The 12,110-nt window shown below is 72.4% G+C and carries 12 protein-coding genes; 5 read left to right on the forward strand and 7 right to left on the reverse strand.

All coding sequences use genetic code 11. From position 1 onward, the window contains the following. On the reverse strand, positions 1-537 hold a 537-nt coding region (locus VNF07_09455; GenBank protein ID HVB06453.1), incomplete at its 3' end, for a 2Fe-2S iron-sulfur cluster-binding protein. Here VNF07_09455 and VNF07_09460 point away from each other — a divergent pair. Next, the gene (locus tag VNF07_09460) at positions 482-1,030 is read left to right on the forward strand and encodes a hypothetical protein (protein ID HVB06454.1); all 549 of its coding nucleotides are present in this window, start codon (positions 482-484) and stop codon (positions 1,028-1,030) included. The genes VNF07_09455 and VNF07_09460 overlap by 56 nt on opposite strands. A 72-nt stretch (positions 1,031-1,102) precedes the next feature. On the opposite strand, the gene VNF07_09465 is transcribed toward VNF07_09460, so the two are convergent. Further along, positions 1,103-2,179, reverse strand: coding sequence for a cupin domain-containing protein (locus VNF07_09465; protein ID HVB06455.1), 1,077 nt, complete (start codon positions 2,177-2,179; stop codon positions 1,103-1,105). A 181-nt stretch (positions 2,180-2,360) separates the two neighbouring features. Between VNF07_09465 and VNF07_09470 the strand changes: the two genes are divergently transcribed. Next, positions 2,361-3,197, forward strand: coding sequence for a polysaccharide deacetylase family protein (locus tag VNF07_09470; GenBank protein ID HVB06456.1), 837 nt, complete (start codon positions 2,361-2,363; stop codon positions 3,195-3,197). On the opposite strand, the gene VNF07_09475 is transcribed toward VNF07_09470, so the two are convergent. Beyond that, on the reverse strand, positions 3,178-4,278 hold the full coding sequence (locus VNF07_09475; protein HVB06457.1) for a glycoside hydrolase family 3 N-terminal domain-containing protein: 1,101 nt from the start codon (positions 4,276-4,278) through the stop codon (positions 3,178-3,180). The two genes, VNF07_09470 and VNF07_09475, sit on opposite strands and share 20 nt — an antisense overlap. 38 nt (positions 4,279-4,316) lie before the next feature. Here VNF07_09475 and VNF07_09480 point away from each other — a divergent pair, with 38 nt between their 5' ends. From VNF07_09480 to VNF07_09490, 3 genes are all read left to right on the forward strand, one after another. Further along, positions 4,317-4,826, forward strand: coding sequence for an ATP-binding protein (locus tag VNF07_09480; GenBank protein ID HVB06458.1), 510 nt, complete (start codon positions 4,317-4,319; stop codon positions 4,824-4,826). 42 nt (positions 4,827-4,868) lie between these two features. Continuing rightward, positions 4,869-5,996 carry a 5-methyltetrahydropteroyltriglutamate--homocysteine S-methyltransferase gene (locus VNF07_09485; GenBank protein HVB06459.1) on the forward strand — a complete coding sequence of 376 codons (1,128 nt, stop codon included), beginning with the start codon at positions 4,869-4,871 and terminating at the stop codon, positions 5,994-5,996. 68 nt (positions 5,997-6,064) lie between these two features. Then, on the forward strand, positions 6,065-7,174 hold the full coding sequence (locus VNF07_09490; GenBank protein ID HVB06460.1) for a hypothetical protein: 1,110 nt from the start codon (positions 6,065-6,067) through the stop codon (positions 7,172-7,174). A 36-nt stretch (positions 7,175-7,210) separates the two neighbouring features. On the opposite strand, the gene VNF07_09495 is transcribed toward VNF07_09490, so the two are convergent. The 4 genes from VNF07_09495 to VNF07_09510 form a co-directional block, all read right to left on the reverse strand. Beyond that, entirely contained in the window at positions 7,211-8,716 is a 1,506-nt protein-coding gene (locus tag VNF07_09495) for an FAD-dependent oxidoreductase (GenBank protein HVB06461.1), read from the reverse strand. After that, the gene (locus VNF07_09500; protein HVB06462.1) at positions 8,713-9,996 is read right to left on the reverse strand and encodes an MFS transporter; all 1,284 of its coding nucleotides are present in this window, start codon (positions 9,994-9,996) and stop codon (positions 8,713-8,715) included. The genes VNF07_09495 and VNF07_09500 overlap by 4 nt, the downstream gene beginning before the upstream one ends. Further along, a complete protein-coding gene (locus VNF07_09505; GenBank protein ID HVB06463.1) occupies positions 9,993-10,997 on the reverse strand; it encodes a hypothetical protein in 1,005 nt (334 codons plus the stop codon). Before VNF07_09505 ends, VNF07_09500 begins: the two co-directional genes overlap by 4 nt. Positions 10,998-11,067: 70 nt before the next feature. After that, positions 11,068-12,110: Rieske 2Fe-2S domain-containing protein (locus VNF07_09510; GenBank protein HVB06464.1), on the reverse strand; the 1,043-nt coding region annotated here is incomplete at its 5' end.

Genomic DNA, 12,110 nt, shown 5'->3' on the forward strand with positions numbered 1-12,110 from the left:
GAGACCCTCGACGGTCCACACCTCGGCGCCGTCTGCCATCGCCGCGAGGTAGAGACACGAGCTCACCGGCAGCTCACCGACGAGCATCGTGCACAGCCCGCAGACACCCACCGAGCAGCCCTCCTTGGAACCGGTGCGGCCGAGGCCGCGGACGACGTCGAGCAGCAGGGCGCCGTCGGGTGCCTCCGCGCTCACGGCCTCACCGTTCAAAATGAAGTGGAGGGTCACCGCGGCGCTCCCGAGCGATGCTGCCTGCCGATCTCCCGAGTGGCCCCCCGGCCACCGCTGTCGTTGCACGCCATCTGCCGCTCCCTCCGGAGAGCCCGCGCCGTCCGCCCTCGCCGACAGCCTACGCGGGCGAGAGCGGACGGTTCCGAGGTGCCGGTGGGGGGAGCCCTGTGAACGGCGCCGTTGGTAGTGTCGACCGGGTCCGGGCGCGACACCACTCGTCACGACCCGGCGGCCGTTGGGGAGGTGAGCGGTGACCGAAGATGCGTCGGAGAGCATCGCCCCCGCGTGGGTCCCGGTCACCCTCATCGGCCACAAGGTCGTCGACGTCGACGGTGACCTCGTCAGCCTGGAGTTCACCCTCGATCTCCCCGACGACAAGGCCTGGTACCAGTGCTTCGCGCAGGCCAAGGGCCCCGAGCGCCAGGGCAGCCACACCTTCACCTCGACCAACCCGCAGTTCGAGACCGCCGAGCTGCTCTCGTGGCGCGTCGAGCTCGATGACATCCCCGAGGCCGTGACCTACCTGGTGGAGCGCGTGAGCGAGGCGAACCGCGACTTCACGATGCTCCTCGAGCGCAAGGAGCAGATCCGCCGCCAGCTCGAGGAGGCGGCGCAGCGCCGCCAGGACGCGATCGCCGAGGCGCAACGGATCCTCGACGACCACTGGCCGCTGCCGGACCGCAGCATCGCCGGCCGGGAGGCCACGGCGCGCGCCGAGGCGGAGGCGATCGCCTCGCGCGTCACCCACCCCCAGAACGAGCAGGCGGCGCGCCGGGCAGGCGAGCGCAACGCCAGCTGAGCCTCTCCCGCGACGACGCGCGCGACGATGCCCCCGGCCCGAGCCGGGGGCATCGTCGCGTTGCGGTGCAGCTCAGGCCTGGACGGTCGCCTCGACCCGCTCCTCTTTGCCCGCGTACTCCGGGGCGGCCTCGAAGACGTGCACGTTGTCGTAACCGAGGTGCTTGAAGACCCGGTTCTGACCCGAGAACATCACGAGCGGCTCCCCGTCGGCGGAGAAGTGCTGCGTGACGGTGTTCTGCGGCACGTAGAGGGTGTCGCCCGCCTTGAACTCGTGGCGGGTCGGCTCCTTCGCGATGCGGGCGTAGTACTTGTCGTCGATCTCGGCCTCGACCTCCCAGTGCAGCGAGTAACCCGAGCCCGAGATGATGTGCAGGATCTCGTCCGACATCTTCCAGGTCTTGCCGGACTTTGAGCCGGCCGGGATCTCCCACTCGAAGGCGTCGACGGAGAACATCCGCACGTCGGTCCGCTCCGGCGAGGAGAAGACCTTCACCTTGCCGAGGGGCGTCATCACCCACGGCGTGGCGTCGCCGTCGACGACCTTCATCCGGTCGAGGACGCCCGGCGTCCAGATCTTGCCCCACTCCTCGCGCTCGCCGTAGGCGTCGGCGTCGTTCTTGAAGGGGTTGTAGCTCCTGCCCTGCTGGATGAGGCCCATGAACATCCAGGTCGCCTTGGCCTTCACGATCATGATGCGGGCTTCTTCGTCGTACGGGTTGAAGTGGCGGTGGACCGAGTCCGTGTGGACGACGAAGAAGTCACCCTTCTTCCAGTCGTAGCGCTTGTCGTCGTGGATCTCGTAGCCCGCGCCCCGCAGCACGTAGAAGCCGGCCTCGTTCTGGTGGCCGTGGCCCCGGTTGGAGGACTGCGGTGGGAAGTCGTGGAAGTAGACGTTCAGCGTCTGGGTGAGGAAGGGGTCGTCACCGGGCTCGATGTGGTCCCAGGAGGTGATGCCGCGGTCCGAGTTCGTGGCGCCCGCCTCGGTGTCGCCGTAGCCCGAGTAACCGCCAGCGCCGGCGATGCTGCCGTGGTCCTCGCCGGTCGCGTCGCGCACCCGTGGGACAGCGAGCTGGCGCTTCCGCCAGTCCTTCAAGCTGTAGTCCTCCGAGGTCAAGCCCCGGACGAATACGCGTCCGTCCTCAGCCATTCGAGCTCCTTGTCGCTTCTTCGTTTCCGGAATGCGGGCGCACCCGGCCGGCCGCACAGGCCGATGCCGGTGGTCCGTCGCCACCCATCCTAGCGGCCCGGGCCATTCACTTCGACGGGTTAAGTACCGTGGCGCGACGGGTGCCGCCGGCGCCGGGGGGAAGGGAGCGCGCGTGGCCGAGATGGGCAGCTGGCCGGAGGGGCGGCGCCTCGCCGTCGTGGTCAACGTGATGTACGAGCAGTGGTCGCCGGGCAGCGCCCCGGGGATCGGCCCGATGGGGAACCCGCTCGGCGGGGGCGCCCTCGACTACCAGGCGCTGTCGTGGAGCGACTACGGCGCGCGCACCGGGATCGGGCGGCTCCTCGACCAGCTCGACTCGGCCGGGGTGCGCGCCTCGGTGTACGCGAGCGGCATCCTCGCCGAAACGGCCCCGGAGACGATCGCCGCCGTGACCGCCGCCGGCCACGAGCTGTGCGCGCACGCCTGGTCCCAGGACGTGCTCCTCCCCCTCCTCGACGAGGCGGCCGAGCGCGACGACATCGCGCGCAGCACCGAGGCGCTCGCCCTCGCCGGGGGCGTGCGACCCGTAGGCTGGATGAGCCCGCGCTGCACGCCGAGCGGGCGCACCGCCTCGCTCCTCGCCGCTGCGGGCTACCGCTGGACGGGCGACGTCTTCGACGCCGAGCTCCCCTACCTCCTGGACACGGCGGGCGGCCCGATCGCGGCCCTCCCCTTCGGCCTCGACGTCAACGACCTGCCGCTGTTCGTCCGCTACGGCGCGCCGGCACGCGAGCTCTTCGAGCGCTTCGCCTACCTGCTGGGGGCGCTGCGGCGGGAGGGGCGCCCCGCCTACCTCGACGTCACCGTGCACGCGCACCTGGCGGCGCGGCCGGCGGGCGCCCGCGCCCTCGCGGAGATCCTCGAGCTCGCCGCCACCACGCCCGAGTGCTGCTTCGCGACCCGCGGCGAGATCGTCGATGCACTCGTTGGTCGCGGGCTCAGCGCGAGCAGCTCCTGACGCCGCGGAGCCGCAGGCTCTCGGCCGCGGCGGCGACGAGCGTGCTGCGCTGCAGCCTCCCCGTCGCGAGCGCGCCTTCGATCGCCTGCTCGAGGGTCGTGGTCACCGCTTGGGTCCCCGCGACCGTGGCGTTGTAGAGGACGAGGTCCCCTCCGGCCGCGAGCGTCGCGACGGCGCCCCTGGCGAGCGTGAAGCCTCTCCCCGAGACCGAGACCGCGGACAGCGAGTCGCTGAGCACGAGGCCGTGGAAGCCGAGGCCGTGCCGCAGCTCCCCGCCCACGACCGCCGCCGAGAGGCTCGCGGGTTCCGAAGAGAGCCCGGGGACGCCGGCGACGGACACCATCACCGCCGGCAGGCCGACGCGCACCGCGTCGGCGAAGGGGACGAGGCCGCTCTCGCGCTCGAGCGACCAGGGTTTGGTCGAGGCGACGACGAGGTCGGTGTTGCCGGTCGCGCCGCCGAGGCCGGGAAAGTGCTTCACCACCGGGACGACACCCCCCGCGAGGAGGCCCTTCGCGAAGGCGATGCCGTCCGCCGCCGCGACCGCAGGGTTGGCGCTGAACGAGCGCGTCCCGTCGGCGTCGCGCGCGTTCGGCCCGGCGCCGCCGTCGGCGTCGAGGACGGGGGCGAGGTCCATCGTCACCCCGAGCGCCCGCAGCCGCCGTCCGAGGGTGGTGGCGAGCGCGCGGATCTCGGTTGGCGAGTCGCTCGCACCGAGGGTGCGCGCCGCGGGAAGGTCCCCGACCAGGTTGGCGAGGCGCTGCACCGCGCCCCCCTCCTCGTCGAGCATCACCCAGGGCGCGACGCCACCCGGCGCCGCCGAGGCGAGGCGCGCGAGCTCGGTCGCGAGGTCCGCCGGCGCCGAGCTGCCGAGGAGGAGGACTCCCCCCACCCCGGCGCGCACCTCGGGGAGGACGGCCGCCAGGTCGGACTCGTCGGCCGGGACGACGAGGCTCGCCGCCGCGAGGCGCGCCGCGCTGAAGGCGGCAGGGGTCGCGCAGCGCGCGGTGACGGCCCCCGGAAGGCTCGGCGCCGCCGAGGCGGGCACCGATTCGGTGCCCGCGAGCGCGAGGAGCAGCACCCCGAGGAGTCCCGCCCGGAGGCAGTCCCTGTGCGAAAATGCAGTCGCGCAATGGTGGGTTGCGAGGGGGGAGCGACGGGGCACTGACCTCAGCATGGCACCGCCCTCCTCCGCGGGGTGGGCTGGAAGGCGGCGACCGGCTGCCCGCCCGTCCGCTCGTCGACCTCCTCCTTGCCCCCGAGGCGGCGGCCGTCGTGCGTGCCCGTCGCGCCATAGACGCGGCGCTCATCGGACGCGACCGCGAGCTGCGCGAGCGCGCCGCCTACGTCGTCTCCGAGCTCGTGACGAACGCCTTCCAGCACGGCACGGGCCGCGTCCACCTCACCGTGTACCTCGGCTCCGAGGCGTTGCGGGTCGAAGTCGGCGACGACAGCCCGCAGCCGCCCGTCCGCCGCCAGCCCACCCCCGAGGACGAACGGGGGCGGGGGCTGCTCCTCGTCGAGGCGTTCGGCAGCGCCTACGGGGTCGCGCAGCGCCCGCCCGGCAAGGTCGTCTGGGTCGAGCTCGCCCTGCACGAGGGGCGTCCCCCGATCGAGCCACCGACGTGAGCCGCGCCTCGGTAACGTCAGTGGCTCCGAGAAAGGATGCCCGTGACTGAGAGAACGACACCCCCCTTCCGCGCCGACCATGTCGGGAGCCTGCTCCGCCCCGCCACACTGCGTGCAGCACGCGAGGCGCGCGCCGCCGGACGGATCGACGCCGCCGAGCTCGCCGCCGTCGAGGACCAGGCGGTCCTCGACGCGATCGCGATGCAGGAGGAGGTCGGGCTGAAGAGCGCGAGCGACGGCGAGTTCCGCCGCACGACCTGGCACATGGACTTCATCTACCAGCTCGGGGGGATCCACCAGACGAGCGGCAAGATCCCGATCTCGTTCCGCAACGCCACCGAGGCGATCGACTTCGAGACCGCGGCGATCGCGGTCACCGAGCCGGTCCACCTCCCGCAGCCGATCTTCGCCGACGCCTTCACGTTCCTGCGCGAGCACGTCGCTGCGGGCGTGACCCCGAAGCTCACGATCCCCTCCCCCTCGATGGTCCACTACCGGGGCGGCACCGCGGCGATCGACCGCTCCGTCTACCCCGAGATCGAGGGCTTCTGGGCCGACCTCGTCGGCGCCTACCGCGCCGAGGTCGCCGCCCTCGGCGAGCTCGGCTGCCACTACCTGCAGTTTGACGACACGAGCCTCGCCTACCTGAACGACCCCGCGCAGCGCGAGTTCATGGCCGCGCAGGGCGGGGACCCGCTCCACCAGCACGAGACCTACATCGGCCACCTGAACGAGGTGATCGCCGACCGCCCCGCGGGGATGGCGGTCACCACGCACCTCTGTCGCGGCAACTTCCGCTCCTCGTGGGCCGCCGAGGGAGGCTACGACTTCGTCGCCGAGGTGCTCTTCAGCGAGCTGGCCGTCGACGGCTTCTTCCTCGAGTACGACGACGAGCGCTCCGGCGGCTTCGAGCCGCTGCGCTTCGTGCCACCGGGGAAGACGGTCGTCCTCGGCCTCGTGACCACCAAGTCCGGGGCCCTCGAGGAGCCGGCGGCGGTGCGTGCCCGCGTTCTCGAGGCGGCGAAGTACGTCCCCCTCGAGCAGCTCTGCCTCTCCCCGCAGTGCGGCTTCTCCTCAACGATCGAAGGCAACGTCCTCAGCTACGAGGAGGAGGTCGCGAAGCTGCAGCTGATCGTGGGCGTCGCACACGACCTGTGGGGTGAGGCCTGACCACCGACGGCTCGCCGGCGTCGAGGGAGCTCTCGACGCTGCGCGTCGACCACGTTGGGGGGCTCCCCGTGCCCCCCTGGCTGCGGGAGCACCACACGGCCTACGAGCTCGGCCTGCTCGAGGCGGCCGAGCTTGAGGCCGACCACCGCGCCGCGGTGGCCTCGGTACTCGCGAACCAGCAGGCCATCGGCCTGCCGATCCTCACCGATGGCGAGCTCAGCCGCCGCAACTTCCAGGAGAGCTTCGGCAGCGCGGTGAGTGGCTACGACGCGCTGCCCCAGCACTACCCGCCCCCCGCCGCCTACCCCACGCCCGGGCCGGCGGCCGCGGCGGGCCGGCCGGCGGCGAACCGCATCGAATCAGGCGGTGGCGTGAACGGCCCCCCCATCGAGCAGCGGCGCCCGGTGATCGCGCGCCTGCAGCTCGTGCGCAACGTCATCCTCGAGGAGTACCTCCGCAGCTCCTCGCTCACCGACGCCCCGGTGAAGGTCACCCTGGTCGGCCCCGACCGCATCGCCCAGCGCTTCGCCCACGAGGACTCGACCGGCATCTACGACGGCCTCGACGACTTCGTCGACCACGTCGTCGCGATCGAGCAGGAGATGATCGCCGCGGTCGTCGCCGCCGGCTGCCGTTATGTGCAGATCGACGAGCCCGGCTACACCGCCTACGTCGACCCGGTGTGGCCGGAGCGGATGCGCCGCCGCGGCGAGGACCCGGCGGAGAACCTGGGGCGCAGCATCGCCGCCGACAACGCGCTGCGCGCCCCCTTCCCCGACGTCACCTTCGCGATCCACATCTGCCGGGGCGGCGGCGGCGGGCGGGGCGGCCCGGGCTTCCACCGCCAGGGGCACTACGACGCGATCGCCGAGCAGCTCTACGGCGAGCTCGCCTTCGACCGCTTCCTCCTCGAGTACGACAGCGAGGAGGCGGGGGGCTTCGAGTCGCTCCGCTACCTGCCGAAGAACAAGATCTCGGTGCTCGGCCTGGTGAGCAACCACGGCGAGGTCGAGCCGCCCGACTACCTGCGGCGCCGCCTGGACGAGGCCACCGCGCACCTGCCGATCGAGCAGGTGGCCCTCTGCCCCCGCTGCGGCTTCCACAACGAGACCGCGGAGTCCAAGGTGTGGGGCAAGCTCGCCCGCCTCGTCGAGCTCTCGACCGAGGTCTGGGGCTGAGCTGACGAGCTGAGGGTGCTGCGCCGGGCCCGCGGCTCAGTTCGCCGCGAGGGCGTGACGCACCGCCATCGGCCCGGAGACCATCGCCTCGGCGAGGTTGCCACCGCTCGGATACATGCGGTTCCAGATCGAGCCGAGCTCCCCCGCGCCGTACAGGCCCGGGATCGGCGAGCCATCCGGACGGACGATCCGCCCGCGTGCGTCACGGCGGGGTCCGCCCTGGGTGTTCACGAGGGTCGGTGAGACGGCCATCGCGTAGAAGGGCGGCCCGCTGATCGGGCGCATCGTCTCGGGGGTGCGCCCGAAGGGGTCGACCGTGCCCGAGGCGGCGGCGCGGTTGTACTCGGTGACGCTCTGCTGCAGCTCGCCGGCCGGGAGGCCGAGGAGGCCGGCCAGCGTCGCGAGGTCCTCCGCCCGCCGGATCCAGCCGCGCCCGACCTCGTCCGCGTTGTCCTCGCTCCAGCGGTGCGCCGGGCCCGCCGAGCCGATCCTCCCGGCGGCGAGTGTCGTCGCGTCGAAGACGAGGTAGGAGGGGGCGCGCACGAAGGTCGCGTGGTGTTGGTCGGGGGCCATCATGGCGCGGGCCGCGCTGTGCGCCTCGAGCGAGGTCTCGCAGCTGTAGCGGCGGCCGAGCTGGTCGACCATCACGAAGCCGAAGTCCGGCATCTGCAGGCGCAGCGCGGGGTCGAGGCCGGGTGCGCTGAAGCCGAGGTTCCCCGCCGGAGCCGTCATGTGCCAGAGGTCCGCGCCGACGTCCTGCGCCATGTGGATCCCGTCCCCCGTCGCCCTCCCCGGCGGCGAGGCGGCGGGCACGTCGACCCCGAAGTACTGGAGCTTCAGCGCCGCGTCCTGGGAGAAGCCGCCGCAGCAGAGGAGCACCGCCACCTTCGCCGCGAGGTGCACGCTGCCGCCCGGCACCGCCGCCTCGACGCCGGTCACGGCGCGCTCGGGGAAGGCCTGCACGAGGCGGGTGGCGCGGGCGCCGAGCGCCACCGGCACCTCGCGCTCGGCGAGGTTGCGGGCGAGGAAGTCCCACAGCGCGGCGCCGCCGCTGCGGCCCGGGCGCTCGGGGCGGACGTGGGCGCGGGCGTCGATCGAGTAGGTGAGCGGGAGGTGGCGGTACTGCGGGGGGCCACCGACGGGGAAGAAGCGGCCGAGCACCCCCTCGTCGTTCCACGGGTCGAGCTCACCACCGTGCGCCCGCACCCACTCGGGGAGGGCGACGAGCGCTTCGACGAAGGCATCGATCACCTCCCTCGGTGTCGTGCCCCCCGAGAGGTGCTCGAGATGCTCCTTCGCCGCCTCGGCGTCGACGACGAGGCGCAGCGAGCCGCCCGAGACCTCGGTGCTCCCGCCCGCGGTCGCCATCTTCTCGACGACGAGCACCGAGGCGCCGCGGTCATTGGCCTCGATCGCCGCCGCCGCGCCCGCTCCCCCACCGCCCACCACCACGAAGTCGAAGGGCTCCCCGTCGGCGAGCGCGGCGAGATCCTTGGCCCGGTGGAGACGGAGCGCCGGCGCGGGCCGGCCCTCGCCGGTCACTCGCCCCCCGGCCCGGCGCTGCGCTCCCCCGCGCCCGCCGGGACGAGGAGGGGGAGGGTGCGGGGGCGGGCGGCGAGCAGGCCGGCGACGCCCTCGAGCACGAGGAAGGCAAGGAGGATGAGCATCGGCACCGTCCAGCTCCCGAGTGCGGAGTGCACGAGGCCGACGATCAGCGGGCCGCTCGCCGCGAGGAGGTAGCCGAAGCCCTGCGACATCGCCGAGAGCGAGGCCGCGGCTGCGGCCGAGGGGCTGCGGGCGATGAAGAAGTAGAGCGCGAGGGCGAGCGTCGCCCCCTGGCCGAAGCCGAGGGCGACGATGAAGAAAGGCACCGCGCCGAGGGGCGCGAGGAAGGCGCCGACCGTCGCGCCGACGCAGAGGGCGACGTTCCAGCCGACGAGCGAGCGGTGGTCGGTGCGGCGGTGCGCGAGGAGCGGGATCCCGAACGCCGTCGCGAGGCCGCCGAGGGAGAGGGCGGCGGCGAGGAGGCCGGCGTGGCCCGCGGAGAGGCCGCGCTCGCGCAGCATCGTCGGCAGCCAGGAGACGGTCGCGTAGTAGGTGAGGCTCTGCAACCCCATGAAGGAGGCGACCTGCCAGGCGAGGGCGCTCCGGTAGACGGGGAGGTGGATGACCGGTGCCGGTGCGAGGCGCCCACGGCGGAGCTGGGGGATCCACACGAAGAAGGCGACGAGCGCCGTGCCCGCCCACAGCGAGAGCGAGAGTCGGACCGAGTTCGCCCCGTGCAGGATCGGCACCGAGAGCGCCGCCCCGCAGATCGAGCCGAGGTACAGGGCGGTGAGGTAGAGGCCGAGCAGGATGCCGGCGCGCTCGGGGTAGCGGCGCTTGATGAGGCTCGAGAGCAGCACGTTCAACAGCGAGATCGCCCCGGTGGCGACCGCCGTCCCCGGGAGCAGGAGCAGGCGGGGGTCGGCGCCGCGCATGAGCAGGCCCGCCGCGAGGACAAGTGTCGCGAGGGCGAGGACGCGCTCCTCCCCGAGGCGGCGCGCCGCGGGCGCGGCGAGCAGGGTGCAGAGGCTGAAGCCGAGGAGCGGGATTGCGGCGAGGACGGTGACCGTCGTCGGCGAGATGCCGACCCGGTGCTCGAGGTCGAGGAAGATCGGCGGCAGGCTCGTCACCGCGGCGCGCAGGTTGAAGGCGAGCGCGAAGACGCCGATGAGCAGCAGGGGGTACCCCCCGCTCCCCGCCGCGCGCCGGCGTGCCCCGTCCCTCTCCTGCCGCGGCTGCGGCGGTGCCAGCGTCAGCTGGCGCTGCTCGCGGCTCAGAGTTCGAGCGTCGAGGGGTGGAAGATGTCCTCGATGGTGAGGAGCCGCCCCGAGAGACCCTGCTCGTAGCTGAAGCGGGTGATCGTCTCGAGCAGGTGGCCGTTGGCCTTGATCCCGTAGGGGAAGAGGTCCGTGCCGAGGAGGTCGGCCTCGGCCGACTCGGAGATGAGGCCGAGCTCGACGAAGCCCTCCACCCCCGCGAGGGTGCGGCGGGCGGCGAGGTTCTTCGCCTCGACGAAGGCCTCGTAGAGCGCGACCGGAACCCAGGGGTTGGCCTCGACGACGTCGCGGCGGACGGCCACGCAGTGGTTGACCGGGTAGAGGCCCGTCTTCTTGAAGTAGCGGGAGGCCTCGGCGCGGCGGTCGAAGAGGCGGGTGGCGCCCGAGCCGGGCTCACCGAGGGGGCGGCTCGAGCGGTCGACGAGGTTGTTGCCGCCGGCGATGTAGAGGAGGCAGGCGTCGAGCTCGCCGTCCACGATCATCTCGCCCATGTCGGTGTCGCTCGGCATGTAGGAGAGGTCGATGCCGATCGTCGCGGGGTCGAAGCCGGTGGCGCCACCGTGGCTCCGCTCGGGCGGCCGCTCCATCACCCAGTGGATCTGCTTGGGGTCGACGCCGTACTCGTCGCTGAGGATGCCGCGCGCCCACAGGGCGGCGGTCTGCTGGTACTCCGGGACGCCGACGCGCTTGCCGTGCAGCTCCTCGGGCTTGGTGATCCCCGAGCCCTCGCGCACGAGGACGCCGGTGTGGAAGAACTGACGCGAGGTGAAGATCGGCACGCCGACCCAGGTGTCGATGCCGTGCGCGAGGGCGATCAACAGGCTCGACATCGACATCTCCGAGGCCTGGAACTCCTGGTAGCCGAGCTGGCGCCAGAACAGCTCCGAGGGGTGGATGCTGCTCGGGTGGAGGTCGATGCCCTCCGGCTTCACCTCACCGGTGAGGATCGGGTTCGACCGGGGGTTGCGCCCGATCGAGAAGCTCAGCTCCAGGTTGGCCATTTCTCCTCCTTGCCCGGCAGCGCGCCGGGAGACGTGGAGCGCGGCCGCGGGGCCGCGCGCGGGTCCGGTTCTACCAGAACGCCTGCACGATCTCCTTGGTCGCGTCCCGCCACGGCACGCCACGGGGGATGAGCGCCTCCGAGGAGCGGATGTGGCGATAGGCCTCGGGGTCGCTGCCGCGCAGTGGCCGGCCCGCCTCGACGTCGTCCGCGGCCTCGAGGAGCAGGCGGCGGCATGCCTGGATGGCGCGGTCGGTGGAGCCGAGCGCCTCCTTGGAGCGGTCGACGATGTAGCCGCCGCCGAGGGCGGACTGCAGCGCGAAGTCCTGGGTGTTCACCCCGTGGATGCCGGTGAAGGTCTTCGTCCGCTGCACCTCGCGGTCGATCTTGTAGTCGTTGGACTTGTTCGACCTCAGCCAGTAGGTGCCGGGGATGTAGTCCTCCGGCCCGCGCCCCGCCGCATGCTCGCCGCGCGCGAACTCCTCGGCGGTGAAGCCGACGGCGTCGTCGATCGTGTACTTCAAGTTGTAGACACAGACGTTCTCGTCGTCGATCGGCACCCACATGTGGCCGTTCAGCGTCGGGCAGGCGTTGCGCTCGCCGGTGAGGCCCTTGGAGCCGTTCAGGATCGTCGGCCGCATCTGCTGGTTGGGCATCACGAACTGATAGACGCGCACGTACTGGGTGTCGTCGGCAACCGTGCGGATCCCAGCGTAGGTGAAGCCCCACGGGTGGTCGTCCACCTCGAGCTCGGGATGGGTGTCCATCCGCGAGAGGGCGCGGGTGTTCGAGAGATCGTTGTTGTGCGCGAAGGAGATGTGGGCGGTGTCGATGCCGCCCTCGATCGCCTGCAGGTAGTTGCAGTGCTCGCCGGTCTTGGAGACGCCGAGGTGGCTCGCCGGGGCGCGCATCCACTCGTAGTCCGGCGGCGCGGGCATCTCGCGGACCGGGCCGAGGTAGGCGAAGACGATGCCGCCGGCCTCGTAGGTCGGGTAGGCCTTGATCGAGACGCGCAGCCGGAACTTGGAGTACGGCGGCTCGGAGGGCATGTCGACGCAGTTGCCCTGGGTGTCGAACTTCCAGCCGTGGTAGACGCAGCGCAGCCCGCACTCTT

Source organism: Acidimicrobiales bacterium (assembly GCA_035533595.1).
Taxonomy (GTDB): Bacteria; Actinomycetota; Acidimicrobiia; order Acidimicrobiales; family Bog-793; genus DATLTN01.

Coding starts and splice junctions, on each gene's coding strand:
- VNF07_09505 (HVB06463.1), bottom strand. CDS start 10,997: ATGGCCAACCTGGAGCTGAGCTTCTCGATCGGGCGCAACCCCCGGTCG.
- VNF07_09465 (HVB06455.1), bottom strand. CDS start 2,179: ATGGCTGAGGACGGACGCGTATTCGTCCGGGGCTTGACCTCGGAGGAC.
- VNF07_09470 (HVB06456.1), top strand. CDS start 2,361: ATGGGCAGCTGGCCGGAGGGGCGGCGCCTCGCCGTCGTGGTCAACGTG.
- VNF07_09480 (HVB06458.1), top strand. CDS start 4,317: ATGCAGTCGCGCAATGGTGGGTTGCGAGGGGGGAGCGACGGGGCACTG.